This is a genomic window from Chitinophaga arvensicola, assembly GCF_900110835.1.
GTDB classification, from domain to species: Bacteria; Bacteroidota; Bacteroidia; order Chitinophagales; family Chitinophagaceae; genus Chitinophaga; species Chitinophaga arvensicola.
In genome coordinates, this window is the sequence record NZ_FOJG01000001.1 from 223,481 (window position 1) to 249,510 (window position 26,030).

At 47.0% G+C, this 26,030-nt stretch carries 22 protein-coding genes; 13 read left to right on the forward strand and 9 right to left on the reverse strand.

Features of this window, described 5'->3' with window-relative positions; all coding sequences use genetic code 11:
- Positions 1-4: 4 nt before the first annotated feature.
- Entirely contained in the window at positions 5-1,693 is a 1,689-nt protein-coding gene (locus tag BMW79_RS00945; RefSeq protein WP_089889320.1) for a peptidoglycan DD-metalloendopeptidase family protein, read from the reverse strand.
- 312 nt (positions 1,694-2,005) lie between these two features.
- On the opposite strand from BMW79_RS00945, the gene gldA reads away from it, so the two are divergent.
- The 8 genes from gldA (at position 2,006) to BMW79_RS00985 (ending at position 8,966) form a co-directional block, all read left to right on the forward strand.
- Entirely contained in the window at positions 2,006-2,926 is a 921-nt protein-coding gene (gene gldA, locus BMW79_RS00950; RefSeq protein WP_089889324.1) for a gliding motility-associated ABC transporter ATP-binding subunit GldA, read from the forward strand.
- Positions 2,927-3,021: 95 nt separating this feature from the next.
- Positions 3,022-4,311, forward strand: coding sequence for a phosphopyruvate hydratase (gene eno / locus BMW79_RS00955; RefSeq protein ID WP_089889325.1), 1,290 nt, complete (start codon positions 3,022-3,024; stop codon positions 4,309-4,311).
- A 66-nt stretch (positions 4,312-4,377) separates the two neighbouring features.
- Positions 4,378-4,689 (forward strand): FtsB family cell division protein, encoded by a 312-nt coding sequence (locus tag BMW79_RS00960; RefSeq protein ID WP_089889328.1) that lies wholly within the window; start codon positions 4,378-4,380, stop codon positions 4,687-4,689.
- 110 nt (positions 4,690-4,799) lie between these two features.
- Positions 4,800-5,018, forward strand: a complete 219-nt coding sequence (locus BMW79_RS00965; protein WP_089889329.1) for a hypothetical protein — start codon at positions 4,800-4,802, stop codon at positions 5,016-5,018.
- Between the two features lie 39 nt (positions 5,019-5,057).
- Positions 5,058-5,705, forward strand: a complete 648-nt coding sequence (nth, locus tag BMW79_RS00970; RefSeq protein WP_089889332.1) for an endonuclease III — start codon at positions 5,058-5,060, stop codon at positions 5,703-5,705.
- A 1-nt stretch (position 5,706) separates the two neighbouring features.
- Positions 5,707-6,435, forward strand: coding sequence for a YqjF family protein (locus tag BMW79_RS00975; protein WP_089889335.1), 729 nt, complete (start codon positions 5,707-5,709; stop codon positions 6,433-6,435).
- Between the two features lie 104 nt (positions 6,436-6,539).
- On the forward strand, positions 6,540-7,754 hold the full coding sequence (locus BMW79_RS00980; protein ID WP_089889338.1) for a nucleoside permease: 1,215 nt from the start codon (positions 6,540-6,542) through the stop codon (positions 7,752-7,754).
- 21 nt (positions 7,755-7,775) lie between these two features.
- Positions 7,776-8,966, forward strand: a complete 1,191-nt coding sequence (locus BMW79_RS00985; protein ID WP_089889342.1) for a Gfo/Idh/MocA family protein — start codon at positions 7,776-7,778, stop codon at positions 8,964-8,966.
- A gap of 82 nt (positions 8,967-9,048) precedes the next feature.
- Here the strand turns inward: BMW79_RS00985 and BMW79_RS00990 are convergent, their stop codons facing one another.
- Together BMW79_RS00990 and BMW79_RS00995 are read right to left on the reverse strand one after the other, a co-directional pair.
- Entirely contained in the window at positions 9,049-9,639 is a 591-nt protein-coding gene (locus tag BMW79_RS00990; RefSeq protein ID WP_143059040.1) for a DUF6134 family protein, read from the reverse strand.
- A gap of 141 nt (positions 9,640-9,780) precedes the next feature.
- The gene (locus tag BMW79_RS00995; RefSeq protein WP_089889347.1) at positions 9,781-11,631 is read right to left on the reverse strand and encodes a 2-oxoacid:acceptor oxidoreductase subunit alpha; all 1,851 of its coding nucleotides are present in this window, start codon (positions 11,629-11,631) and stop codon (positions 9,781-9,783) included.
- 281 nt (positions 11,632-11,912) lie between these two features.
- Here BMW79_RS00995 and BMW79_RS01000 point away from each other — a divergent pair, with 281 nt between their 5' ends.
- The 3 genes from BMW79_RS01000 to BMW79_RS01010 all read left to right on the forward strand — a co-directional run bounded on the left by BMW79_RS01000 (position 11,913) and on the right by BMW79_RS01010 (position 14,150).
- A complete protein-coding gene (locus BMW79_RS01000; RefSeq protein WP_089889350.1) occupies positions 11,913-12,659 on the forward strand; it encodes a Bax inhibitor-1/YccA family protein in 747 nt (248 codons plus the stop codon).
- A 252-nt stretch (positions 12,660-12,911) separates the two neighbouring features.
- Complete coding sequence (locus tag BMW79_RS01005; RefSeq protein ID WP_089889354.1) at positions 12,912-13,229, forward strand: carboxypeptidase-like regulatory domain-containing protein; 318 nt, start codon at positions 12,912-12,914, stop codon at positions 13,227-13,229.
- Positions 13,230-13,403: 174 nt separating this feature from the next.
- Positions 13,404-14,150 (forward strand): head GIN domain-containing protein, encoded by a 747-nt coding sequence (locus BMW79_RS01010; RefSeq protein WP_177192005.1) that lies wholly within the window; start codon positions 13,404-13,406, stop codon positions 14,148-14,150.
- Between the two features lie 108 nt (positions 14,151-14,258).
- Here the strand turns inward: BMW79_RS01010 and BMW79_RS34200 are convergent, their stop codons facing one another.
- The 6 genes from BMW79_RS34200 to BMW79_RS01045 all read right to left on the reverse strand — a co-directional run bounded on the left by BMW79_RS34200 (position 14,259) and on the right by BMW79_RS01045 (position 24,043).
- On the reverse strand, positions 14,259-15,656 hold the full coding sequence (locus tag BMW79_RS34200; protein WP_245752344.1) for a 2'-5' RNA ligase family protein: 1,398 nt from the start codon (positions 15,654-15,656) through the stop codon (positions 14,259-14,261).
- A gap of 9 nt (positions 15,657-15,665) precedes the next feature.
- Positions 15,666-16,934 (reverse strand): kynureninase, encoded by a 1,269-nt coding sequence (gene kynU / locus BMW79_RS01025; RefSeq protein WP_089889367.1) that lies wholly within the window; start codon positions 16,932-16,934, stop codon positions 15,666-15,668.
- Between the two features lie 385 nt (positions 16,935-17,319).
- Positions 17,320-20,880 (reverse strand): efflux RND transporter permease subunit, encoded by a 3,561-nt coding sequence (locus BMW79_RS01030; protein ID WP_089889370.1) that lies wholly within the window; start codon positions 20,878-20,880, stop codon positions 17,320-17,322.
- A 27-nt stretch (positions 20,881-20,907) separates the two neighbouring features.
- Complete coding sequence (locus tag BMW79_RS01035) at positions 20,908-22,032, reverse strand: efflux RND transporter periplasmic adaptor subunit (RefSeq protein ID WP_089889373.1); 1,125 nt, start codon at positions 22,030-22,032, stop codon at positions 20,908-20,910.
- A gap of 36 nt (positions 22,033-22,068) precedes the next feature.
- Positions 22,069-23,427 carry a TolC family protein gene (locus BMW79_RS01040; protein WP_089889376.1) on the reverse strand — a complete coding sequence of 453 codons (1,359 nt, stop codon included), beginning with the start codon at positions 23,425-23,427 and terminating at the stop codon, positions 22,069-22,071.
- A gap of 4 nt (positions 23,428-23,431) precedes the next feature.
- On the reverse strand, positions 23,432-24,043 hold the full coding sequence (locus BMW79_RS01045; protein WP_089889379.1) for a TetR/AcrR family transcriptional regulator: 612 nt from the start codon (positions 24,041-24,043) through the stop codon (positions 23,432-23,434).
- Between the two features lie 165 nt (positions 24,044-24,208).
- Between BMW79_RS01045 and BMW79_RS01050 the strand changes: the two genes are divergently transcribed.
- Together BMW79_RS01050 and BMW79_RS01055 are read left to right on the forward strand one after the other, a co-directional pair.
- On the forward strand, positions 24,209-24,817 hold the full coding sequence (locus BMW79_RS01050) for a DUF502 domain-containing protein (protein ID WP_089889381.1): 609 nt from the start codon (positions 24,209-24,211) through the stop codon (positions 24,815-24,817).
- Positions 24,818-25,056: 239 nt separating this feature from the next.
- Positions 25,057-25,998, forward strand: coding sequence for a zinc dependent phospholipase C family protein (locus BMW79_RS01055; protein WP_089896734.1), 942 nt, complete (start codon positions 25,057-25,059; stop codon positions 25,996-25,998).
- Positions 25,999-26,030 lie beyond the last annotated feature (32 nt).

Sequence of the window (26,030 nt, forward strand, 5' to 3'; positions counted from 1 at the left end):
TGTATTAACGTTTGAAAGATAATCTGTAGCTGCCTTCATTGCCTGCCACATCCGTCACTTTTACGACCAGCACGTGATTACCCGGAGCGCAGTGTTCATCAAACGTATAGGTAAGTACGTTACCTCTCCGGGAGAACAGCAACCATTTGCCATCTAGTTCTGCCCGGTAGCTTTTAATACCACTGGCATCGCTCATGGCGAAAGATATTTTACCGGCCTTTGACAGCACGGCGCCTGGTTTTACGCCCACCGGTGTTACTTTTGGCGCGACTGTATCCACTTCAAGATGGAAGTTACCAAAGTCTCGGAACGTGCCTTTGTACCAGCCGTTTTCCAATGTGGTGGCGGATACACTGCTGCCCTGGCCTTCTCTGACCATCACTATTTTTGGCTGCAGGTATTCCGGTACATTCCGGGATGCGCGGAGGCGAACATCAAAGAAATCGTGTACCGGTATCAGCGCGTTGTGCAGGTGATAAACATTGGAGTAGGCCTTTGTGTTCACCGAAGCTGTTTCCAGGTAATTAAAACAGATCTTGTCGTACAGTGCCTGTTCATCCAGGTAAAATTCTACCTGGTTATTTTCAAAGATATTGCGGGAGTCGGGATACATGGTATTGGCACAAGCTTTTTCCTGTACATCCATCTTGGACCGCTGCAATGCCAGTTTCACAGTAGAAGTATTACCATAGGCATCCTTCACCAGCAGCTTCACTTCATGTACCAGGTTATCAGACAGGTGAATGGTACCATCTCCTTTAAGGTCATGATAGATATCGAGTTTGTTGCCGGGGAGAGAGAACACCAGCTGATAATAAGGGCCGCCGCCTTTCTTTGTTTTATAATCAATATGCGCATTCAGGTAACGGGTTTCATCGTAACCGATGTTATCCAGCTGAAAGTCGATATCCGGCTCGTTATTCTGCAACAGCGTCACTTCATAGATCCCATAAATATTACCGGTATTCATGCGGTCAATGGCGCTCACGCCAATACCTGCCTGATCTGCATTTACTTTAATGACAGGTTGGGTAGTCACGTATTCGTTACCCACTTTCTTTACTGGCAGCATAATGGGTTGCTGTTCGTAGATACTCTTTTCGCGGTCATAGATCGCGATGCGGTATACATCCGGGGCATGGGTATCGGCGATGTCAAAACCAAACAGCAGGGGGTTGAGTGGTTTCTCCGTTTGCGTATTCCTGATTTCAAAGTGCAGGTGCGGACCGGCAGAACCGCCGGTATTACCGCTCCAGGCTACGAAGTCGCCCTTCTTCACCGGGAACAGGCCTGCGGGAATCGACAGGTCACTGGCCCAGCTTTCAGCCTGGTACTGTTGCTTCTTCACGTATTGTTGCAAAGCAGGGAAAAAAGCGTTCAGATGTGCATATACTGTCGTATAGCCGTTGGGGTGAGTAATGTACAATACATTCCCAAAGCCGGTATGCGATACACCAATGCGGCTCACATAACCATCTGCGGCGGCGTGTACCGGCAGGTTTTCCTGTTGCTGGGTTTTAATATCCATTCCCGAATGAAAATGGTTAGGGCGCAACTCTCCGAAATTACCGGCCAGTATGATCGGAATATTCAGCGGATTCCTGAAATAGCCTTGCGGATAGTCCTTTACCGGAATGGATTGTGCCTGTAACAATTGTGGTAATAAGCAAAGTAAACCGATGACTCTCTTCATAATATGCAAATGTAGGGAAAAGCAGATTTGGTGTTACCCAGATCAGACTGATTATGTGGATTTTACTGATTTTTTAATTTTTGCGGGAAGATGGGAACAAGTTATGTGCCAGTGATTCCACCTCATTTTTCGTATATACCTGTACGTATTATGTATACATGTTGAAAGGCTTACTAACCGTTGTACACACATCCGGCATCCATCTCCCGGAAAAATAAACAGGATACCTGTGGGGCGGATCCCGGGCAAGACAAAATCCGCATAAATCGGCTTTTTTAAGTACATTAGTTCCCGCAAAACGTGCAAGCATACATGTCTATCCAGGTATCAGAACTCAGTAAAGTATATGGCGAACAACGGGCTGTGGATGCTATTTCCTTTGAATTAAGAAAGGGGGAGATCACTGGTTTTCTGGGGCCTAACGGCGCGGGAAAATCCACCACCATGAAAATGATCACCGGCTTTTTACCGCCTACCAGCGGGAAGGCCAGTGTATGCGGCTTCGACGTGGTGTCCCAGTCGCTGGAAGTACGCAAAAGGGTAGGCTACCTGCCGGAGTCCAACCCGTTGTATTACGACATGTATATCCGGGAGTTCCTGGAGTTTATTGCAGGTATTCACCAACTGGGAAAGGCAGGTGCAGAGCGGATCAACACTGTTATAAAACTCACCGGGCTGCAACCGGAGCGGCACAAGAAAATCGGGGCTTTATCCAATGGGTATAAACAACGTGTTGGCCTGGCACAGGCGCTGCTGCACGATCCGGAAGTGCTGATCCTCGACGAACCTACTACCGGCCTGGATCCTAACCAGCTGGCCGATATCCGGCAACTGATCAGGGAGCTGGGCGCCAATAAAACCGTGATCCTGTCTACCCATATCATGCAGGAGGTAGAAGCCTTGTGCGACCGGGTGATCATCATTAACAAGGGAAAAATCATTGCAGACGATAAATTATCGTTAATACAGCAGAACAGCAGCGGGAATGGTTATTTACAGGTTACCTTTGCGGAGCCGGTAACCGACACCGAACTCCTGTCTATTCCCGGCATTACCCGTGTGGTGGCCCAGAAAGACGGCAGCTGGCAGTTATTTACCAGTCAGGTAGATGAGGTACGAAAAAACCTGTTACAATTTGCTTTGATTAATAACAGGAACATACTTTCTTTGCAGAGCAATTCACAAAGCCTGGAAACAATTTTCCGGGAATTGACAAAAGCTTCGGGCAATTAACTGACAGCCTTAGCACCCGAGAGTGGTGAGGGACTAACGGCCAAAGCGAACACCAGTCGCTAAATAAATAGCTAACAATAATAACTTTTCGAATTATGAGTACTATTTCAGAAATCCATGCCAGGCAGATCCTCGACAGCCGTGGTAATCCAACAATTGAGGTTGATGTAACCACAGAAGACGGTCACTTTGGCCGTGCAGCAGTTCCATCCGGTGCTTCTACCGGTAAACACGAAGCCGTAGAGCTGCGTGACAACGATAAAAGTGTTTACATGGGCAAAGGCGTACTGCAGGCCGTAAACAATGTAAACGATATCATCGCCGAAGAACTGATTGGTTGGGAAGTAACGGATCAGGCCGGTATTGATAAGTTCCTGATTCAATTGGATGGTACTCCTAATAAAGCCAAACTGGGTGCTAACGCTACCCTCGCAGTGAGCATGGCTGTAGCCAAAGCTGCTGCTGAAGAAAGCAACCAGCCACTGTACCGCTACCTCGGCGGTGTAAACGCTTTCACCCTCCCTATTCCTTTAATGAACATCATCAACGGTGGTGCGCACGCGGATAATAAAATCGATTTCCAGGAATTCATGATCGTACCGGTAGGTGCACCTTCTTTCTCTGAAGGTTTGCGCTGGGGCGTGGAAATTTTCCACCACCTGAAATCCGTACTGAAAAAGAAAGGTTACAGCACCAACGTAGGTGACGAAGGCGGCTTTGCTCCTGAAATCCAGAGCAACGAAGAAGCTATCGAAACCGTGCTGGAAGCTATCAAAGCAGCAGGTTACGAACCAGGCACCCAGGTAGCTATTGCCCTGGATGCCGCCAGCAGCGAAATGTGGGATGATGCTACTAAAAGCTACAAATTCTACAAGAGCTCCCAGAAAGTGATCAGCAGCGACGAAATGGTGGCTTACTGGACTGAATGGGTAAACAAATATCCTATCGTTTCTATCGAAGACGGTATGGCAGAAGATGACTGGGCTGGTTGGAAAAAACTGACCGAATCAGTAGGCGACCGCGTACAGCTGGTAGGCGACGATCTGTTCGTTACCAACGTACTCCGTCTGAAAGAAGGTATCGATAAAGGTATCGCTAACAGTATCCTGGTAAAAGTAAACCAGATCGGTACCGTTACTGAAACCATCGATGCAGTAAACATGGCACACAAAGCCGGTTACACTTCTATCATGAGCCACCGTTCCGGCGAAACTGAAGATACTACCATCGCTGACCTCGCCGTAGCCCTGAACTGCGGTCAGATCAAAACCGGTTCCGCTTCCCGTACAGACCGTATGGCGAAATACAACCAGTTACTGCGTATTGAAGAAGCACTGGGTGAAGTTGCGGTATATCCTACCAACTCCATCAGCGTGAAAAAATAAATACCTCAGCTACCCGGTTCCCGTAACCGGGTAGCTGAATTTCAGAAATGATTTGTAAATTGCTGTATGCCCGGATTAAAATCGATAAAAGTGCCGAAGTTCCTGAAGAATAAATTCTTCATAGCTTTTGCTGCCTTTATCATCTGGATCGCATTCCTCGACAAAACCAACCTCATGTACCAGTATCAGTTCCAATCGGAAGTGAATAAGCTGGAAAACCAGAAAGAATTCTTTATCCAGGAAATCAAACAAACCCGCGAAGAACAACAGGAACTCCTGTCCAGCCCGGAAAAACTGGAGAAATTTGCCCGCGAGAAATACTATATGAAGAAAGATAATGAAGACCTTTTCATTATCACCCCAGCCCCCGCCCAATAACTCACCCCTTTCTCCTTGCGCATCTTAAAAATTTATCTTAAATTAACAATAGATTCCGCGCTAAATCCGTTATAAAACAGAACCTATTTATAGTATTAAAATAATAATGCATGAGTAATTTTACACTTTCTGTACTTTCAACCCTGTGTCTTGTTACCAAAAGCGATATAAAACATCACCAGGAGGAACTTTCTTTAACCCAGGAAGAGCAAGCCTGTTTTGAAGATACCAAAGCCGCCCTCAACACCGTGCATTATGCACCAAGAGTGGCCACGCTGCAGCTGATTTTTGACTACGCTGCCAATAAACAAACCGCTGAAGAAAAGTAACAGCACCCTTACTTTTTTCATTTTTCCTATCTTTATGGCATGACTCAAAAAGAGCGTTATGCATTTGTTCTCAAGTACTTTGAGGAACATGCTCCCAATGCCGAAACGGAACTCATCTACGACAATCCATACCAACTGCTGGTAGCTGTTATCCTGTCTGCGCAATGCACCGATAAACGCGTAAACATGACCACGCCTGCGATCTTTGCGCAGTACCCGGATGTATATGCACTCAGTAGGGCCACCTTCGATGACCTGTTTCCTCTGATCCGTAGTATCAGCTATCCCAACAATAAAACGAAACACCTGATCGGGATGGCACAGATGGTGGTAGAAGACTTCAACGGTGAAATACCCGCCACTGTCCCTGAACTTATCAAACTACCAGGCGTAGGCCGTAAAACAGCCAACGTCATCACATCTGTGGTGCATCATCAGCCCAATATGGCGGTAGATACCCACGTATTCAGGGTATCCGCCAGGATAGGACTTACCACCAATGCCAAAACACCGTTGCAGACAGAACTGCAGCTGCTCAAACATATTCCGAAAGAAAAAGTACACGTTGCCCATCACTGGCTCATCCTGCATGGCCGTTATATTTGCGTGGCACGTAGCCCCAAATGCGGCGAATGCGGGCTCAGACCAGCCTGTAAATATTACGCCAAACTGATAAAAGCCAGCTGATATGCGCCCATTCCTGACTGCCGCCTGGAGAAACCTGCTGATGATCAACTTTGAAGCTGATCCTGCGGTACTAAAAGCATATCTTCCTGCTCACACAGAACTGGATACCTGGAACAATATCCACTATGTAAGCCTGGTAGGCTTCCTCTTCCAGGATACCAGGGTAAAGGGATTCCCGTTTCCAGGTCATCGTACTTTCGAAGAAGTAAACCTACGCTTTTACGTGCGCTACAAAGAAGATGGCAGCTGGAAACGCGGCGTGGTATTCGTAAAGGAACTGGTGCCCAAAGCACTCATCACCTTCGTAGCCAACACTATCTACAAGGAGAAATACGCCACACATACCATGGCGCACAGCTGGGAATACCCGGACAACAACACCCTCAGCGTGAGCTATCGATGGAAAGTGGCCAACGACTGGAATCACTTGTCCGCCACCGCCCTGCAAGCCAGACATGCCATTCTGCCCGGCAGCGAAGCGGAATTTATTACAGAACATTACTGGGGCTATACCCGGCTGGACCATCAAACCACCGGCGAATACCAGGTGACACACCCGCAATGGGAAATTCATCCGGTCACCGGATTTGATTATCATTGCAGTACCCGCGCGCTGTACGGCGCCGCGTTTGAAAACATCTTACAACAAGCGCCCAAAAGCACCCTGCTGGCAGCCGGCTCAGATATCGCCGTAATGCCGGGTAAAAAGATCAGGCACAATACTTTGTGAACCGTTGTAGTTTCTGCTATCCATCAATAATTTCATTTGACACTAATGAAATTTTATTAACTTAAGCGGTTCATCAAGATTCAATCAATAAAGCTTTAGTTGTTATGAGATCAGCTGTTAGGGTTCAATTATCGTTTATGATGTTCCTGGAGTTTTTTATCTGGGGAGCATGGTTTGTGACGTTAGGCACCTTCGTATTAAAAAATCTGCAGAACACCACCGATAGCCAGGTGGGCGTCGCTTTCCTTACACAGTCTATCGGTGCAGTCATTGCACCTTTCATCGTGGGCATCATTGCAGACCGCTTCGTTTCTGCACAGATCATCCTCGGCATTATTCACCTGATAGGCGCTGCACTGCTGTGGACCTGCTCCGGCATGACCAGCTTCGACAGCTTCTACCCGGTATTACTGGTGTACATGATCCTCTATATGCCTACACTGGCGTTGGTTAACTCTATCTCTTTCCGTCAGATGACTGATCCGAGCAAAGAGTTTTCCTTTATCCGCGTATTTGGTACCGTGGGCTGGATCCTGGCCGGTTTACTGATCGGATGGTTACAATGGGAGAAAACCAATTCACTGGACCTGACCTTTAAAATGGCAGCCGGTGCATCGCTCCTGCTGGGCCTCTTCAGCTTCACCCTTCCTAAAACACCACCTGCCAAAAAGGGCACCGAGATTTCTGTGAAAGAAATCCTTGGTCTCGACGCCATCCGTATGCTGAAAAACCGCTCTTACCTGCTGTTTTTCCTGGCCTCTATCGCTATCTGTATTCCACTCGCATTCTACTATAATTTCACCAATCCATTCCTGAATGAAATTGGTATGAACGCCGCTGCCGGCAAGCAATCTATGGGACAAATGTCTGAGTTCCTGTTTATGCTGGTAATGCCGCTGTTCTTTGCGCGTTTGGGTGTCAAGAAGATGTTGGCGCTCGGTATGCTCGCATGGGTAGTACGTTATACCCTCTTCTCTTTTGGCGACATCGATGCCAACTACTGGATGCTGATTGTAGGAATCATTTTGCACGGTATCTGCTACGACTTCTTCTTTGTTACCGGTCAGATTTACACCGATAAAATTGCCGGGGAGGAATTCAAAAGTTCTGCCCAAGGCTTTGTAACACTGGCTACCTATGGCGTGGGTATGTTAATCGGGTTTGTGATTTCCGGTCCTATTGTGGAGGCCTACAAAACCGGCGCAGGGCACGACTGGCACACTATCTGGCTCATTCCTGCCGGCATTGCAGCAGTAGTACTGGTGCTCTTTATGTTGTTTTTCAGAGATACGAATAAGGATACGGTTGTTAAACATTAATCATCGGCAAAAACGATTATTATGGCAAATATAGCAATGCTTGGCTCAGGCTTTATTGCACGGTTTTATGCAGACTCCCTGCTGGGACAGCGTAGCCGCGATAAAATTGTAAGCGTATATTCCCGCCGCGAAGAAAGCGCGCAGAAATTCGCTACAGACTACAACGTCGCCTTTCAGACTACGGAAATGGAAGCTGCCATTGCCCGTCCGGAAGTAGAAGTGGTATGCGTATCGCTTCCCAACAATCTGCATGAAGCAGCCGTGAACCTCTGTTGCAAACACAAGAAAGCGGTGATCTGTACAAAGCCACTGGGCCGCAATGCACAGGAGGCAAAGCGGATGCTGGAAGCAGTAGAAAAAGCCGGCATCTTCCATGGCTACCTGGAAGACCTGGTATACACGCCCAAATTCCTGAAGGCGCTGAAAAGCGTGAAAGATGGCGCACTGGGGAGAATTCTCTGGGCAAAATCCAGGGAAACACACCCTGGCCCACACAGCGAATGGTTCTGGGATAAAGAACAGGCCGGGGGCGGTTGTATCCTTGACCTGGGCTGCCATTGCGTGGAAATTGGCCGCAACTTCATCGGGAAAGATATTAAACCCGTAGAAGTAATGTGCTGGGCAGATACACAGGTAAAACCTATTGATGCAGAAGATCATGCTATTGGCCTGGTAAAATATGAAAACGGCGCTATCGGGCAGTTTGAAGTAAGCTGGACTTTTCGCGGTGGCCTCGATCTGCGCGATGAAGTAATGGGTACAGAAGGTACCATCTGGCTCAATAGCTTTTTACGCACCGGCTTTGACATGTTCACCACCGGTAAAGGTGCCGACTACGTAGCAGAGAAAGCCGAAAGCAACTCCGGCTGGCTGTTTCCCGTGGGCGATGAACTGAATGAACTGGGTTACAATCACATGTTCACCAATATGTTCGACGCCATGGAAGCTGGTAAGGAAGCCAATGAAACCTTCTATGATGGCTATGTGGTAAATGCGATCCTGGATGCCGCCTATAAAAGTGCGGCCACCAAACAGTGGGAACCGGTACAACTGGAAATATGGCGCGGACAGGAAGGCCTCACCAAGGCAAAAACACTGACAGAGTATAACGAACAATACTACCTGGTAAAAGAAGAAATGACGCATTTCGGGGCCAAAAAACTGATCCTGAAAGACAAAGTAAGCGGACAGATTATTGAACAGGTATTATAAGGGGTTGTAAATATATTGGGGAGATGAAAGCAATGTATCGCTTCCATCTCCCCAAATTTTTTTAAGACTACCTTCTTATTGGCTAACTTATTTTTACAAAAACGGCTTTGCCCAGTGTATGGTTTACTTCCACCTGTACCAGTGTTCCGTTTTCGTATTTAAACACGTTCTTTTTCCCCTCCGGCAGGATCAGCTCATATACACCTCCTCCCAATGATTTTACAGGCAGGAAACGGCCCAGCGTTTCGGAAAATACCCGGTTGATCTGCTTGGGTTCAGCAAAATAAAGATCGGCCACACACTCCTCTATCTCTGCATTATCAATCACCGATTTCTCCCCGTTTACCATTATCGTATATTCTTTACCGTTACGACGCGTCGTCGTTTGTTTATCCTCTCCTGTTTTACCGGAAATACGGGAAGATTTGGCGTTGGTCAACACATTATTACTGTATTCATTGATAATGTCACTGTTGATTTTAGACAGCATTATCTGGATACGTGTTTTAATAATGATGCTTTTGGCGCCACCATTGAGTTTGCGGTTAGCTTCAATGGTTCCTACAGCATGGTTGGCAATGCGCACTTCAAATGTATTGGTTTGGGCATTGGCCTGCAAATACAATACAGCTACTGTTATCGTGCTAAACAGTACTCTTAAAAGACTATTCATACCAGTTGACTTAAACAAAAAATATTTTCCATGGGAAGTAGTAGCTGTAAATAGTCTCCCCATACAGGAAAATACAAAAAATCCTGTCACGACGGACAGGATTTTTTATTGTGTGCATTAAAATAATATGTAGCGGATAGCCTAAGCCAGCATTTCCTTGATCTTTGTGATCAGTTCACCTTTGGTAATAGGTACGCCCATAATTTTATGATAGCCCTGTGCATCAATGAGGAACTGGTCGCGGATAATCTTAATCAGTTGACCGTTATTGATTTCAGGAATCAGTACTTTATCATAGCTGTGCAGTATTTCGCCCAGATTTTTAGGGAAGGGGCGGATGTAGCGGATGTGTGCGTGTGCCACTTCGTGACCTTCTGCCAACAGATCCAGTACAGCGCTTTTGATGGCACCGTAGGTAGATCCCCAGCCCAGCACCAGCACCTTACCTTTTTCCGGACCGAGTTCAATTTTCTGTAAAGGAATGTAATCGGCGATCTTATCTACCTTCTCCTGGCGGATCTTCACCATCAGCTGGTGGTTTTCCGGATCGTAGCTGACGTTACCGGTGATGTTCTGTTTTTCCAGGCCACCAATACGGTGTTCCAGTCCGGGTGTACCAGGTACTGCCCATGGGCGAACCAGTTTCTCATCGCGGTGATAAGGCAGGAACTGTTCTTCACCTTCTTCCAGCCCTTTCTTGAATTTCACTTCAATCTTAGGCAGGTCTGCGGCTTTGGGGAAGCGCCATGGTTCGGAACCGTTGGCGATATAACCATCGCTGAGGAATATTACTGGTGTCATATGCTGCACAGAAATGCGGAAGGCTTCAAATACGGCATCAAAGCAATCTGCCGGCGTGGAAGCCGAAACTACCGGCATCGGGCATTCGCCGTTACGGCCGTAGTAGGCTTGTAACAAGTCGGACTGCTCGGTTTTGGTAGGTAACCCTGTGGAAGGTCCACCACGTTGAATATCAACGATAATCAAAGGTATTTCCAGCATTACGGCCAGTCCCATGGCTTCGCCTTTCAGGGCCATACCCGGGCCGGAAGTAGTGGTAATACCCATGTGACCACCATAGGAAGCACCAATGGCAGAGGTGATCCCTGCAATTTCGTCTTCTGCCTGGAAGGTACGGATACCAAAATTCTTGAAGCGGCTCAGTTCATGCAGGATATCGGAAGCCGGTGTAATCGGATAAGTACCCAGGAACAGGGGCAGGTTGGATTGCTGACCAGCTGCTACCAGGCCATAAGCCAGGGCGGTGTTACCGGTGATACTGCGGTAAGTACCTGGTTCCATGCGGGCTTTCTCTACGCGGTAACGGGTGGTAAAGGCTTCTACGGTATCGGCGAAGTTGTAGCCGGCGTGCAGTACTTTCAGGTTACTGTCGAGGATTTCCGGCTTTTTACCGAACTTATCTTTCAGGAACACTTCTGTATTTTCCATGTCACGGTCATACAGCCAGTAGAGGAATCCGAGCACAAACATGTTTTTGGCGCGATCTTTCTCTTTCATACCCAGGGTGGTATCTTTCAGCGCTTCGCGCGTCATTTTGGTCACATCCATGGTATGCAGCTGGTAAGGAGCCAGGGAACCATCTTCCAGCGGATTTATACCTTCCGGATAATTGGCCAGTCGTAAGTTCTTGGCATCAAAACCATCTGTGTTGGCGATGATGATACCACCTTTCTTAAGCCCTTTCAGGTTAGCCTTCAGTGCAGCGGCATTCATTACTACCAGTACATCACAGGCATCACCCGGGGTAAATATTCTGTTAGAAGAAAAGTGTAGCTGGAAACCGCTCACGCCGGGTAAAGTACCTATCGGGGCACGGATCTCCGCCGGAAAATCCGGGAAGGTGCTCAGGTCATTCCCGAACAGTGCGGTGTTGTTAGAAAACTGGGTACCTGTTAACTGCATCCCGTCTCCACTGTCGCCTGCAAATTTTATCACTACATCCTCCAGCTGTTGAATCGAAGTATTAGGCATCTATTTATTCTTTTTAAGGTATTCTTTTTAAAGATGTAAATTTAGGTAATCGGGCGGTAGGAATACACTGCCATGCAATATTATTCCCGATCCGATCACAAAAGTACACAACTTTAGTAGACTATTACGGCCAGATTAAAGCATTCCCATTACTTCTGGTTATGGGTGATAACGGGAAGTTATCGTTACAGAAATGCTAATTTTAGTGCAAATAACGGGGCTGGCTGCTCCTCTTATCAAATCAAATCGTATTTTTAACCCATAAATTTAAACTATACTTTATGGCACTATTTGAATCGAACAACCCTGTACTGAATGAAGAGGTATACAGTCGCGCAACGCCTGTCCAGGGCGAATCCATGACTATACGTGGCACAGTTAACAAAATGTCTTTCCTGTTTGCGTTATTGCTCGCAGCAGCAATATACAGCTGGGGTCTGATCACTAAAGGAGAAATGGGCCAGGCCGGCATGTTGGCTATTGGTGGCGCCATTACCGGTACCATCCTGGCTTTCATCATGATCTTCAAGAAAACATGGTCACCATATATTGCACCGGCCTATGCTTTGGCAGAAGGCTTGTTCCTGGGTTCCGTCACTGCTTTGTTTAATGCCAAATACCAGGGCATTGCGTTCCAGGCCATCGGACTTACCATGGGTACCTTCATTGCTATGCTGATCTTATACCGCACTGGTGTGATAAAGGCTACAGCAAAGCTCCGGGCTATTATTTTCACCGCCATGCTGGGTATCCTGGTTTTCTACCTGGCTACTTTTGTATTGGGGCTGTTTAATGTAAGCATCCCTGCACTGGCGCCAGGCAGTCCGCTGAGCATCGGTATTTCCCTTTTCATTGTAGCTATCGCTGCGCTGAGATTGATCCTGAACTTTGATGAAATTGAAACGGGCGCCGCGATGGGTGCACCTAAATATTTCGAGTGGTATGCGTCCTTTTCCCTGCTCCTGGCATTGATCTGGTTGTATCTCGAAATACTGCGTTTGTTAATGAACCTGAACAGCAGAAGATAACTTTATCATCAATGATATATGAGCCCTGTCCGCATGGACGGGGCTTTTTTTGTTTCATATGATGAACGCCGGTTTGTTAACGTCTTCCAAAAGATATGTTAAATGGCACAGGGTCAAAATATTATGGCACCGTGTTTGCAAAATCAGTTACAACAACAAGTTCTTTTACTATCTAAAAACAGTTTATAAAACATGCTTTAATCTTTACTTACCATGTAACCTTTATTGTTAAACCGTTTAAAATTGTAAGCTATGAAGAAGATAAAAGTAAGCATGTTAGCACTTGCAGCTGTAGCGTTTGGAGCCTTTGCTTTTAAAGGCGTTGATGGAGGAACCATAGCAGGTAAAGTAACACCGGCAGAAGGAGCTACAGAAGCCTGGGCCATTCAGGGAACAGATACATTAACATCAGCTGTTACGGATGGCGCCTTTAATTTTCAAAATGCGAAAGCAGGAGCATATACCGTTATTATAGGAGCGAAAGCACCATTTAAACCTGCAACTGTTACAGATGTTAAAGTGGACAATGGAAAGTCCACTGATCTGGGAGAAATTAAATTAGCACATTAAACAAGAGCAATAGTTTGTTTTCATAGGGGTTAATCAAAAAGCCGGTTCCGTACGTCTGTACGGCCGGCTTCTTTCATTATAGCCCTCTCTTTATTTAATCTTTCATACCCCGCGTAGGGGTAAGGGTTTTAATAAACGTCATTTCTTAAAGTAACCCCTTTAAAAATGATGTTTATGAAAAGACAATTTATAATTACATATACCAGTCTTAGCATTGGATGGTTACTGCTGATGATTGCCATCTTCAGTATTATTTTATCCAGCTGTACCAAAGACAACGTTTCCGGTTCCGGCAATGTGGTAACGGAAACCCGTAGCACCGGCCCTTTCACAGATGTGGAAATATCAGGCCCTTTTGAGGTGCACCTGGTACAGGAGCAAAATGCTGCAGTGAAAATCAAGGCAGAAGATAACATTATAAGCGTAATAGAAACCGGTATGCGTAGTACAACCCTCTTTGTACGTATAAAAAACCGGGTGAGTATCAAGCACCATCAGCCTATTCACATCTATGTACACAACCCGCTTTTTCAACGGATTAAATTTGACGGTTCCGGTTCACTGGATAATCAGGATACCATACATACTTCCCTCTTCAAATATGAATTAAATGGCAGTGCCAATGCAGCATTGATACTGGATGCTTCGAACCTGAACACCACCATCAACGGCTCCGGCAATATCAATATGCGTGGGTTTGCCAATACTTTCATCAGTGATATCAATGGCAGTGGAAATGTATCTGCGATGAACCTGGAAGTACAAACGGCTACCGTCACGATCCGGGGTTCCGGCGAGCATGCATTGTATGTGCGTAAAAACCTGGATGCCAGAATATTCGGCAGCGGCAATATTTTTTATACCGGTGAGGCCAGGGTAATATCCTCGGTAAAAGGATCCGGTAAGATAGTAAAACAGTAAAATGATATAAACTTCGTATATCCTACACTGTTATACTGTCTGTGTTTAAAAACGAAAAAGGCCCCCGCACTTGCGGAGGCCTTTCGTTATTTTACAGATGGGCATTTATCACGCGCCACCTAATTTGCATTTCTGCAGCACTTCCCATGATTTACCGTTGTGACGGAGGAAGTAGAGGTTGTTCACCTTAAAGGTGGCCTCGTATTCCTTGTTCTCATATTCAGGCCATGCTTTGTTAAACTGATCATCTTCCAGGTCTTTGAAGGCCACGGTAACGTGTGGTGTAAATCCTGTACGTGCCAGCATCGTACTGAATCCAAATTCCTTACGCAGGAAGTTGATCAGCTGACGGTGCATTGCAGACATGGTTTCACTTTTCTCCACGTTGATGAACAGTACACGGTTCTGTTTATTCGGGAATGTACCAAAGCCTTTCAGGGAAACTTCGAAAGGAGCCTGTGTTTTGGCAAACTCTGTCAGTTCATCGCAGAAAGCTTTTTCCAGTGCCGGATCAGCCGTGAAAGGTACCTGCAGGGTAATATGCGGAAGCACTTTCAGTGCGTACATAGGACCATATTGTTCTGCAAATTCCTGTTTGATTTTTATGATTTCTTTACCTACTTCTGCAGTTGGCAGCAGTGCGATAAAGTATATTTTATTGTCAGGTTTTGGTTCAAAGCGCTGAGGTCTTCCACCCTGTCTTGGGTTTCCGCCGCCACGGTATCCACCACCGCCGCCACCGCCGCGATTGTATCCACCACCGCCGCCGCCGCGATCGTAACCACCGCCGCCACCGCCGCGATTGTAACCACCGCCACCGCCGCCGCGATCGTAACCACCGCCGCCACCGCCGCGATTGTAACCACCGCCGCCACCGCCGCGACCATAACCACCGCCGCCACCGCCGCGATCGTAACCACCGCCGCCACCGCCGCGATTGTAACCACCGCCGCCACCGCCGCGATCGTAGCCACCGCCGCCGCTTCCGCCGCGATCGTAGCCACCACCACCGCCGCCGCGATCGTAGCCGCCACCACCACCACGGTTGTAGCCACCACCACCACCGCCATCACGGTTGTAGCCACCGCCGCCGCCGTAACCACCACCACCGCGATTGTAGCCACCACCGCCGCTTCCGCCGCGATCGTATCCACCACCACCGTTGTAGCCGCCACCTGCGCCATCACGGTTGTAATTATTGCCACCACCATCACGGTTGTAGCCACCACCACCGCCATCACGGTTGTAACCACCACCACCGCCTTCACGGTTGTAGCCGCCACCTGAGCCGCCATCACGATTGTAGTCAGTACGCGGACGATATCCGCCTTCTCGATTGTAGCCAGTGCGCCCTTCTGAGCCTCCACTGTTGTAGTCGGGTTTGCCGCCTTCCCGCTCGTTATTTAAATTGGGTTTGTCATCGCCTTTCTCCTTATTGGGATCATTCTCTTTGTTGGTATCAGAAGAATAAGGCCTGCGGGGGCGTTCGTTTCTCTCAAAAGTCATCTTACTTAATTAAGCGTTTGAAGCAATATTAGCTATGATTTCATAAAAATGAAATACGTCCTGATAGGAGTTATATAAGGGTGCCGGTGATACCCTGATAACTCCGGGCTCTCTCCAGTCAACGATTATACCGGCATCGGTCATCCGTTGATGTATCTCTTTACCTTTGTCTAGGAACAACAAAGATAACTGAGCGCCACGTTCATTACAATTTTTCGGTGTTATAATCTGGAAATTTATGCCGTTTAACTGTTGCAAAAGGAATTCAAGATAATTGGTCACTCCTTCGCTTTTGCTACGCAAAGCGCCGATACCGGCCGCTTCAAATAATTCCAGGGAGGCTTTCAGGCTAACCATATTAAACACCTGAGCGGTGCTCTGTTGCCATCCTTCAGCTTCTTTTTTTGGCACAAACCCTTTCTCCATTTTAAAACGTGCACTCTCTTCATTGCCCCACCAACCCCCTAATCTTACAAAATCTCGGTTGCTGGCGTGTTTCTCATGCACAAATGCGCCTCCTACTGCGCCGGGTCCACCATTCAGGTACTTATAAGAGCACCAAACGGCAAAATCTACTTCCCAATTGTGCAACTCTACCGGAATATTTCCTGCTACATGTGCCAGGTCGAAACCTGCGTAAGCGCCGGCCTTATGCGCGGCTGCTGTTATAGCGGGTATATCAAAAAACTGTCCGGTATAATAATTTATACCTCCAAATAAAACCAATGCTAAGCTATCACTTTCCTTGGTAATAATCTCCAAAATATCTTCTAATCTTATCAAATGTTCTCCGGGTCGGGGGGAAACTTCGATGATCGCACTCTCCGGATCAAATCCGTGAAACTTCACCTGCGTCTCCACTGCATACTGGTCGCTCGGAAAAGCGCCTGCTTCCATTAACACTTTAAACCGCTGTTTGTTTGGCCGGTAAAAACTAAGCATCATCAGATGCAGATTCACCGTCAGCGTATTCATCACCGTCAGCTCCTGCTGACTCGCACCCAGTATAGCCCCTAGTGGCTTACTGCAATATTGCTGATAATATAACCATGGATTCTTCGCCGCCCAATAGCCCTCAACCGCACATTGTTGCCAATCTGTCAACTCCTGCTCTATGGCTGCCTTCACATTCTTTGGCTGTAGTCCGAGTGAGTTACCGCATAAATAAATAGCATCCTTTCCGTTACGTTGTGGAAAATAAAAATGTTCTCTGAATTTATTTAAGGGATCCTGTTGGTCCTTCTCCTTAGCAAACGCTAATGATGCTACGTACTCCATGGTCTTCCAATCTTACGCCTTAGTATTCTTTTAATGGCGGTTCGCTATTGTCAAGAAAGCTGTGCTATTATCTTATTTCTCTGCTTAGTTCTATCTATTATTACAGGCTGATTGGCCTAACTGTTCAAAAGATTGTCTTTTAATATCTTATTTCTTACTTATCATATGGCATATAAGGCTAAGGCTGTATATGGCTAGTAACGTGTCAACTGTCTGAGGGGTCAAAAGTAATAAAGGGTTTTCAATTGCCGCTCATTCCAAATGTTAAAATTTGTTAATGAAAGAAAAAATGTCGTTCCGGCTGTAATATACAAAAAAAATCCGTCCCGAAGAATCGGGACGGAGACTGTTAACCTACAACTGTTACACTGTATTGAAAAAAAACTTAATTAACGGAAATACCATCTACCTTCTTCTTCCCTATCAACGGCTCCTCCTCTGCTACTTCAGGTTCCGGGAAGAAATGATAAGGCTTGTCCGACACATATGCCGGGTCATGCAACTTCCTCACATCTGCCTTTTTCATGAATATCGACTTGATAATCAATACCAGGAAAGGAATATACTTCATCCAACGCGGCAGATTGTACCTGTCTAACACATCTATTGAGCGTTTATTCATCGCATACATCACCGGTACCAGTACCAACGTGAGGAAAGTGGCAAAAATGAGCCCGTATACCATGGTCCAGGCCAAAGGTCCCCAGAACGCTACGTTATCTCCCCCAAAGAAAATATGCGGTTTAAACTCACTGAATAAAGCAGCAAAGTCAATATTAAAGCCCACTGCCAGCGGAATCAGCCCCAAAATAGCAGCAATCGCCGTCAGGATTACCGGTGTCATACGGGTACGACCCGCTTCCACCACCGCCTCATATACCGGCATATTTTGCTGGATCAGCAGATCCGTAAACTCCACCAACACAATACCATTACGCACTACGATACCCGCCAGCGCCATAATACCTACCCCCGTCATTACAATGGAAATGTCCATTTTAAAGATCGAGAAGCCCAGGAACACCCCGATAATACTAAACAGGATCTCCATAAAGATGATCAACGGACGACCGATCGAGTTAAACTGGGTCACCATAATCATCAGGATCAACCCGAAAGCCCCCAGCATGGCCATCATCAGGAAGTTCATCGTTTCCATCTGGTCTTCCTGCTCACCGGTCATTTTAATCAGCACAGAATTCGGATGACTGAAATCCTTCAGCGAGGTTTGGATATTCTGTACCACCTCATTCGCATTCGCACCCGTTAAAATGTTGGAATACAAGGTGATTACCCGCTTCTGGTCTATACGGCGGATCCCTGCATACGTATTGGAATAATGGATATCCGCTACGGCCGACAACGGCACCTGCCGGATGGCTCCGCCCATATTCATGTCCCTGTACACCAGGTTCAGGTTCATCAGGTTATTGATATTATTACGCTGCTCCTCATTTAATCTTACCATGATCTTATACTCATCCTTCGCATCACGGATCTTGGAGGCCTCCGCTCCAAACAGCGCCGTACGCAGGGTACCACCAATCTGTTTGGTAGAAATTCCTTCTGCATTCGCCCGCTCCCGGTCAATGTTCACCACGATCTCCGGCTTGTTCGCCTCAAAATCGCTCTTCAGTTCTTCTACACCGGCAATCTGCAAAGAGTCGAGATAACGCTTAAGTCTGAACGAAGTATTGGTCAGCTCATCAAAATTATCTCCGGAGATTTCTATATTGATAGGCTTACCTGTTGGCGGACCGCCCTGCTCCTGCTCTACCGTGATATTGGTACCCGGGATGCCTTTTACGGCGTCGCGGATCTTATCAAGGTATTGCACCGTAGATTGGCCGTTTCTCGCGCCAAACTCCACAAAAGCCACCGTTACCTTGCCCTTCTGTGGCTGCACACTCATATCCATCTGCGACGGATCTCCTGCGCCCTTCGCCACATTGGAGATAATGGATTCCACGATCGGATTCTTCGTTCCCACTACTTTGGTAATCCGGTTTTCCACCAGGTGTGTGATAGAGTCGGTATACTTCTGGTCTGTACCATTCGGCAGTTCTATATAGGTATAGATAAAGTTCGGATCAGCCTGCGGGAAGAACACCACTTTCGGGTTCCGGATGCCGGTTAATACAATACTGAAGATGAGTAACACAAAGGTGGCCACTACAATCCATACCGGGCGCCATCCCAGCAAACACCATTGCAGTATCCGCTTGTAACGCTCCTGTACTTTGGGCCAGAACCCATGCTGGAAGCGGCGTGCCACGCCACCCAGCCAGAAACGTTCCAGCACAATCATCAGGTAAAGGAAGATCACGAAGTTGCCCACACCTACGCTGCCATTGGCATAACCTACCAGCGCAATCAACGCGAATACCCCGGAAAGAATGGAGAATTTCTTATCGAACTTCGGTTTAGGATGGTTCTCTCCTTCGTGACGGTCCATGAAATCTACTGCGAACACAGGGTTAATGATGTACGCTACTATCAGTGATGCACCCAGTGTGGTAATCAGTGTTACCGGCAGGAAGAACATGAACTTACCGATTACGCCAGGCCAGAACAGCAAAGGCACAAACGGCGCCAACACTGTCAGCGTACCGGAGAATACCGGCAGGAATACTTCTCCCGCCGCAATCTTGGCCGCTTTCACAATTCCCAGATCCTTTCGCTGATTATAAATACGGTGCACGTTTTCTATCACCACAATCGCATCATCCACCACAATACCCAAAGCCAGCAGGAACGAAAACAGCACCATCATATTCAATGTGAACCCATATATCGGCATCAGCAAAAATGCGATGAACATAGAGATCGGTACTGACAATGCCACAAAGATCGCATTCACCGCACCCATGAAGAACATGAGGATAACCGTCACCAGCAGGAAGCCGATGATAATGGTGTTGATCAGGTCATGCAGCGTTACACGGGTCGATTTTGACTGATCTGCCGTGATGGTTACTTCCAGGTTTTTCGGGAAGTAATTTGCCTTCATATCTTTCGTAATCTCCTGGATCTTATCAGATGCATCGATCAGGTTTTTACCACTCTGCTTGATAACGTTCAGTGTGATTACATTCTTACCTCCCAGGCGTGCATAGCTTTCCTGTTCGAGGAACCCGTCTACTACATTCGCGATATCACGCAGGTATACGGTAGCGCCGGACTGTCCGCGTACAATGATGTTCGCAATCCTGGCCGGATCTTTATATTCTCCTTTTACACTGAGGGTACGCTTTTGTCCGTCCATCGGCACCAGACCACCAGAGATGGTAATGTTCTCTCCCTGAATAGCGCCAATGATATCCTCGAAACTGATTTTCGCCGCATCCATCTTGTATTTATCCACGTTGATCTGGATTTCGCGTTCCAGCTCACCAACCAGTTCCACCCGGGTAATTTCATTCAGTGCTTCGATGCGGTCTTTCATATCATCCGCATATTTCTTCAGCGTTTGCAGATCGAAGTCACCAGAAAGATTCACGTTCATGATAGGAATCTGCGATACATCCATCTTGATGATCTGCGGTTCCTGGGTGAGGTTCTGCGGCAGGTCTTTCTTTGCATCATCTACTTTTTCACGCACCTGCTGACGCGCGGCTTCAATATCTTCATTGGCATTGAACTCGATGGTGATCGCCGAGAAATCCTGCATGGAGGTACTCTTGATCTTCTTCACACCGGAGATACCGTTGAGTTGTTTTTCTATGGGTTTGGTCACCGTTGTTTCCATATCTTCCGGAGAAGTACCGGCATTAATGGTATTGATATAGAACTGCGGGAACACTACTTCCGGAAACTGTTCCTTCGGCAGGGTATTATAGGAAAGGATACCGGCTAACGCAATGATAATGGTGGCGACGTATACGCTCACCTTATTATCAATAGACCAGCTGGTAGGCTTAAATTCTTTATGGAGATTGTCTTGCATACACTTGGTTTTAGCTGTTTAGCCAGCTTATAATTTAATCAGGTCGTTATCATTCAACCCCTGAAAACCGGTGGTGATAATTTTATCACCCGTTGTCAAGCCACTTTTTATTTCTGCTTTATCATTGTAAGTGCGGCCCAGTTCAATGGTTTTGCGTTGTGCTACCATTTTGCCATTGGCGTTCTGTGCAATGAGTACATAAGGTTTACCGGCGGTATACTGGATTACGCTTACAGGAATCACTACCGCATTTTTGGCGGTATAATCCACGATCCGGATGTGTGCGATCATGTTCGGACGCAGTACATTATCCGGTTTCAGCGGCACTTCAATTTTGATGGTGCGGCTCAGCGGATCGATGGTCCGGGAAGCGAAGCTGATATTGGTGCGGATCTCGCGGTTAATATCCGGGAAAGATAAGATCACGTCGTCGCCTGTTTTCAGCAACCCGGCATAGGCTTCTGCTACATTGGCTGTTACTTTCAGGTTATTGGCGTTTACCACGCGGAAGGCTGGTGCGCCCGGAGCGGCGTTGTCACCCACTTTGGCAATCACGGCATCCACGGTGCCGCTGATAGGAGCAATGATGCGGGTTTGCGCTTGCTGATCCTGCAGGGTAGCCATCTTTCTTTCGAGGCTTTCCTTCTGGTTTTTGGCGTTGAGGTATTGTACTTCAGAGCCTATTTTCTGTGCCCAGAGATTCTTCTGCTTTTCAAACAGGGTATTCGCCAGTTCCATCTGGGTGCGGAGTTCGGCCATATTGGCTCTCAGTACCTGGTCATCTACCTGTGCCAGTGTTTGTCCCTGGCTTACGTTTTGTCCTTCTCTTACCAGGATGCTGGTGATTACACCGGGTACGCGGGCAGACACGTTTACGTTTTCACGGGCGTCCACACTTCCCTGAACATCGATGTAATGTTCAAACAGGGTATCTGTTACAGCGGTCACGCTAACGTCTTTCATTTTCTGTGCGCTGGAATCTTTTACGCCTACTTCTTTTTCCAGAGCAGCTATTTTCTTATCGATACCTTCATTATACTTTACTTTCTCTTGTTTTAACTGCTGGAGTTTTGCCGCTTTATCGCCACCGCCGCCGCAGGCAGCCAGCACCAGTGTGAGGGAAGCGATCAGGAAAGCATATTTCTTAGTCATATAGTTAGTAGTGAAATGGTGATTGAATGATTAAGCTTATAGTTTGCCGTATGATTTCAGCAGGTCTATTTTAGCCACAATTGCATTGAACAATGCGGTGAAATAGTTGTTCTGCGCGGTGAGCAGGTCGTTTTCCGCCGTTGTCATCTCCAGGCTGGAACCTACGCCCTCCCTGTATTTGATCTGGGTGGTATGATATACGTCCTGTGCCAGTTCCATATTCTTTTCCTGTGCTTCCAGCGTGAGTACGTTGTTTCGGAAAGTAGAGGACGATTGTTCTCTTTCGAGATCTATTCCCAGCTTCGCATCTTCAATCGCTATTTCACTTTTCTTTACAGTGAGCCATGCCTGGTCTACCTGCCGTTTGCGCTGTAGTCCGGTAAAAATGGGGACAGACAGGTTAAGACCGGTGTTTACATAGCCGTACCACATCTGGTTCTGGAAGTAGTCGAACTTATCACTTCCCCTCAGCGCGCCGGTAGAACCGAACAGCTGGAGGGATGGCAGGCCTTTCATCTTATATCTTTTCAGATCATATTCATTCGCTTTCTTCTGTGTTTGCAGTAACTGGTATTCGATCCTTTGGGAGTAATCGAATTTATCCATATCGAGTACATCTGCCACGATACGTTCGGTAGACAGTGTATCCGTTAACGTGATAGACTGCTTCAAAGGCATGCCCATCTGGTATTTCAGCGAGGCGGTACCCAGTTCGATCAGGTTACGGAGTTTGGTTTGTTCTGTCTGCAGGTTGGTAAACTGAACGATCAGGCGATCTACGTCCAGCTTTTCTGCGAGTCCGTTTTTATAGATCTCTTTTGTTTCACCGAGAATCTTTTCCAGGGAACTGATGTTTTCGGAAAGAATGGTCAGTGCTTTATTGGCCGACAGTACATTATAATAAGCTTTGTACACATTTTCCTTTACATCGATCTCTGTTTTGGTAACGTTCTGTGCTACCAGGTCTTCCAGTGTTTTACGTGCCTGGAGGGCAACGAGTACGCTCGGATCAAAGAGTACCTGGGTGAGTTTCACTTCTCCCAGCAGGTTATGCGGCAGCTGGAAGGAAACAACGGTAAAGGAATCTTTGGGTAACCCAAAGTTCCTCATATTAAACATTTGTTTCTGCGTGATGGGGTTGTACTGGTAAGAACCGGTACCAGCGATGTTTGGCAGGGCCATACCGCTGACTTCCTTATTCTTGGCCAGCTGGATGAGTTCATCCAGTTTAGCGGTTTTAACAGTGTTTTTATTAGCCAGTGCATAGTCCACCGCTTCTTTGGCAGTCAGGCGGATAGGTTCCGGCGTAATCTGCTGCTGGGCAACGGCGACGGTGGCCATTATCAGCAGCCACACTACAAAAGCCATACTGGTGAGCCTTTTGATTGATAGCATAGTGTTATTTATTTTGCGATAGTTGTTTATATTCTTCAATCAGCTGGTATCCTTTTACAGAAGCCACCCCATATAAAAAATTCTCCAGCAACACTTTCTGCACTTTGTTCATATCATTTACACCTGTAAAAACTTCCGGCTGAAAACAGATCATACACCCATGTATGCGGTATTGTGTTAATATTTTAATGTCGATATCGGGTCTGTACACACCTTCCTGGATACCTCTTTCCATATTTTCCCGGATCATGGTAGCCAGGGTATTATTCTGATAATCGAGGAAAGCCTGGTAGGCTTTTGAATGAACTTTCTGCAGATCCAGTATAATAACAGGGTTCATATTTCGCAGGCGGCGGTCTAACATGTCCATTACGAGGAACAATTCATCAATAGCGTCTTTAGATTTTTTCCGGTCTTCAATACATTCTTCCGTCACGATATGAATGAAACGGCTGATGGTCTGACACACCATGTCATCCTTATCAGTGAAATGGGCATACAATGTTTTCTTGGAGATGCCCATTCTTTCAGCGATGTCATCCATGGTAATCGAGCGGGTACCAAACTGACGAAACAGGCCGAAAGCCGTGTCCATAATACGTTCCTGTACTTCCATAATTTACAGCATTAACCCTGGTGTTATGCGGAACAAAACTATGGAAACTTTCCAAACTTCCAAAGTTTCCAGTAATATTTTTTTGAATGTGGCAACATTCATTTAAGTGACAGCCGCTTCCTGCTTTAAGCTTTATTGTCTAATTTGCAGCCCTAATCACGAACCATGTCGCCAAAGCTTAGATTAAAAGTATTTGCATCCAGACTGTTGCGTTACTTCTTCCAGGGACTGCTGATATTGGCGCCCATTGGCATTACTGCGCTGACTTTGTACTGGGCTTTTGTTACCATCGACAATATTATCCCGAAGGAGTTGATTCCGGAGGGGGCAGCCTATGCGTTTTTGAAGTATAAGGGGGTAGGATTTGCGGCGGTACTGATACTGATCGTTGCCGTGGGTTATCTCAGCTCCTCCTTTATTATCGGCCGTATCTTCGACCTGTTTGATCACCTGCTGGAGCGTACGCCTTTTATCAAGTACATCTATTCATCTATCAAAGATGTTTTTGATGCGTTTGTAGGTGAAAAGAAGAAGTTTGATCATCCGGTGCTGGTCCAGATTTACGGAGTGGATGTATGGGAGATGGGATTTATTACGCAGACAGAGCTGACCAATTTAGGCCTCGAGGGTTATATGGCGGTATATGTACCACATGCTTACGCCATAACGGGTAAGGTGTTTATGGTGCCGAAAGACCGGGTGAAGCCGCTGACCAACGTATCTGCGGGAGAGGCGATGAAGTTTGCCGTAAGTGGTGGTGTAACCCATATCTGACGTGGGTTTCGCGATCAGGTACATTTCACGTGCAGGTCAGAGGCAGGTCCATGGCTAAGCTGCGGTTATCTACAAATCACCTGTAAGTAACTCAGATATAAATTTATTCAAATAATAATGCTGATATTTTATTATCCCTGGAGATAAAATATCAGCATCTTTTTTTTCGCTATATTCGTCTTCCCAAAAAATATAGTGACATGTTAACCCACACCTGGATACGAATTTCCGTATGCTTTATGGCTATGATATTATCATGTACGGCTTGCTGTGCATGGGGATTTTTTGCGCATCAGCGGATCAACCGGCTGGCGGTATTCTGTTTACCGCCGGAGATGATAGTGCTCTATAAGCCGCAACTGGAGTACATTACCGTGCATGCCACCGATCCTGACAAGCGCAGGTACGCGGTGGCAGCGGAAGCGCCCCGGCATTACATTGACATTGATCTGTTTGACAAGCCGCCCTATGCGCAGATTCCCCGCAACTGGAAAGATGCCGTGGCAAAGTATACGGCCGACTCGTTGCAACGCAACGGTATCCTGCCCTGGCACCTTGAAAAGATGCTGGCTATGCTCACGCAGGCTTTCCGGGAAAAAGACCAGCAGCGCATATTACGGCTCTCCGCAGAGCTGGGGCATTATATAGCGGATGCACATGTACCGCTGCACGCCTGCTCCAATCACAACGGGCAGTTCACGGGGCAGCAGGGCATCCATGGGCTGTGGGAGTCGCGTATACCGGAGCTGCTGGCGGATAAGGAATTCGATTACTGGGCAGGGAAAGCGGTCTATATCCCGGAGCCCCGCAAGTATATCTGGGATATTATCCGGGTGAGCGGAATGGCCGCAGATACAGTATTGCGCTTTGAAAAGCGGTTAAGCGAACAGTTTCCTGCTGGCAGGCGTTATGCATATGAAAACCGCAACGGGATACTGATACGTACTTACGCTGAAGACTATACGAAAGCGTATGCACTTTCGATGGGCGACATGGTAGAACGCCGCATGAAGAACGCAATAGCAGCTGTAGCTGCCGCCTGGTACACTGCCTGGGTAAATGCGGGGCAGCCTTCTTTACAGGACCTGACCCATACAAGCCTGACGCCGGTGGAGTTACAGGAGGTAGAGCAATTGCAGCAGCAATGGCTGGAAGGCAGGCTACCCGTACGGGAGGAGTGAATTGGTTAAAATATTTATGGTAATACTTAATA

Excerpts from the sequence above, each read along its gene's own strand:
- BMW79_RS34200 (WP_245752344.1), bottom strand. The coding sequence starts at position 15,656 with ATGACTTTTGAGAGAAACGAACGCCCCCGCAGGCCTTATTCTTCTGAT.
- BMW79_RS01030 (WP_089889370.1), bottom strand. The coding sequence starts at position 20,880 with ATGCAAGACAATCTCCATAAAGAATTTAAGCCTACCAGCTGGTCTATT.
- BMW79_RS01000 (WP_089889350.1), top strand. The coding sequence starts at position 11,913 with ATGGCACTATTTGAATCGAACAACCCTGTACTGAATGAAGAGGTATAC.
- BMW79_RS00945 (WP_089889320.1), bottom strand. The coding sequence starts at position 1,693 with ATGAAGAGAGTCATCGGTTTACTTTGCTTATTACCACAATTGTTACAG.
- BMW79_RS00995 (WP_089889347.1), bottom strand. The coding sequence starts at position 11,631 with ATGCCTAATACTTCGATTCAACAGCTGGAGGATGTAGTGATAAAATTT.
- nth (WP_089889332.1), top strand. The coding sequence starts at position 5,058 with ATGACTCAAAAAGAGCGTTATGCATTTGTTCTCAAGTACTTTGAGGAA.
- BMW79_RS01010 (WP_177192005.1), top strand. The coding sequence starts at position 13,404 with ATGAAAAGACAATTTATAATTACATATACCAGTCTTAGCATTGGATGG.
- BMW79_RS01055 (WP_089896734.1), top strand. The coding sequence starts at position 25,057 with ATGGCTATGATATTATCATGTACGGCTTGCTGTGCATGGGGATTTTTT.
- eno (WP_089889325.1), top strand. The coding sequence starts at position 3,022 with ATGAGTACTATTTCAGAAATCCATGCCAGGCAGATCCTCGACAGCCGT.
- gldA (WP_089889324.1), top strand. The coding sequence starts at position 2,006 with ATGTCTATCCAGGTATCAGAACTCAGTAAAGTATATGGCGAACAACGG.
- BMW79_RS01045 (WP_089889379.1), bottom strand. The coding sequence starts at position 24,043 with ATGGAAGTACAGGAACGTATTATGGACACGGCTTTCGGCCTGTTTCGT.
- BMW79_RS01040 (WP_089889376.1), bottom strand. The coding sequence starts at position 23,427 with ATGCTATCAATCAAAAGGCTCACCAGTATGGCTTTTGTAGTGTGGCTG.
- kynU (WP_089889367.1), bottom strand. The coding sequence starts at position 16,934 with ATGGAGTACGTAGCATCATTAGCGTTTGCTAAGGAGAAGGACCAACAG.
- BMW79_RS00985 (WP_089889342.1), top strand. The coding sequence starts at position 7,776 with ATGGCAAATATAGCAATGCTTGGCTCAGGCTTTATTGCACGGTTTTAT.
- BMW79_RS01035 (WP_089889373.1), bottom strand. The coding sequence starts at position 22,032 with ATGACTAAGAAATATGCTTTCCTGATCGCTTCCCTCACACTGGTGCTG.
- BMW79_RS00975 (WP_089889335.1), top strand. The coding sequence starts at position 5,707 with ATGCGCCCATTCCTGACTGCCGCCTGGAGAAACCTGCTGATGATCAAC.
- BMW79_RS00990 (WP_143059040.1), bottom strand. The coding sequence starts at position 9,639 with ATGAATAGTCTTTTAAGAGTACTGTTTAGCACGATAACAGTAGCTGTA.
- BMW79_RS00960 (WP_089889328.1), top strand. The coding sequence starts at position 4,378 with ATGCCCGGATTAAAATCGATAAAAGTGCCGAAGTTCCTGAAGAATAAA.
- BMW79_RS01005 (WP_089889354.1), top strand. The coding sequence starts at position 12,912 with ATGAAGAAGATAAAAGTAAGCATGTTAGCACTTGCAGCTGTAGCGTTT.
- BMW79_RS01050 (WP_089889381.1), top strand. The coding sequence starts at position 24,209 with ATGTCGCCAAAGCTTAGATTAAAAGTATTTGCATCCAGACTGTTGCGT.
- BMW79_RS00980 (WP_089889338.1), top strand. The coding sequence starts at position 6,540 with ATGAGATCAGCTGTTAGGGTTCAATTATCGTTTATGATGTTCCTGGAG.
- BMW79_RS00965 (WP_089889329.1), top strand. The coding sequence starts at position 4,800 with ATGAGTAATTTTACACTTTCTGTACTTTCAACCCTGTGTCTTGTTACC.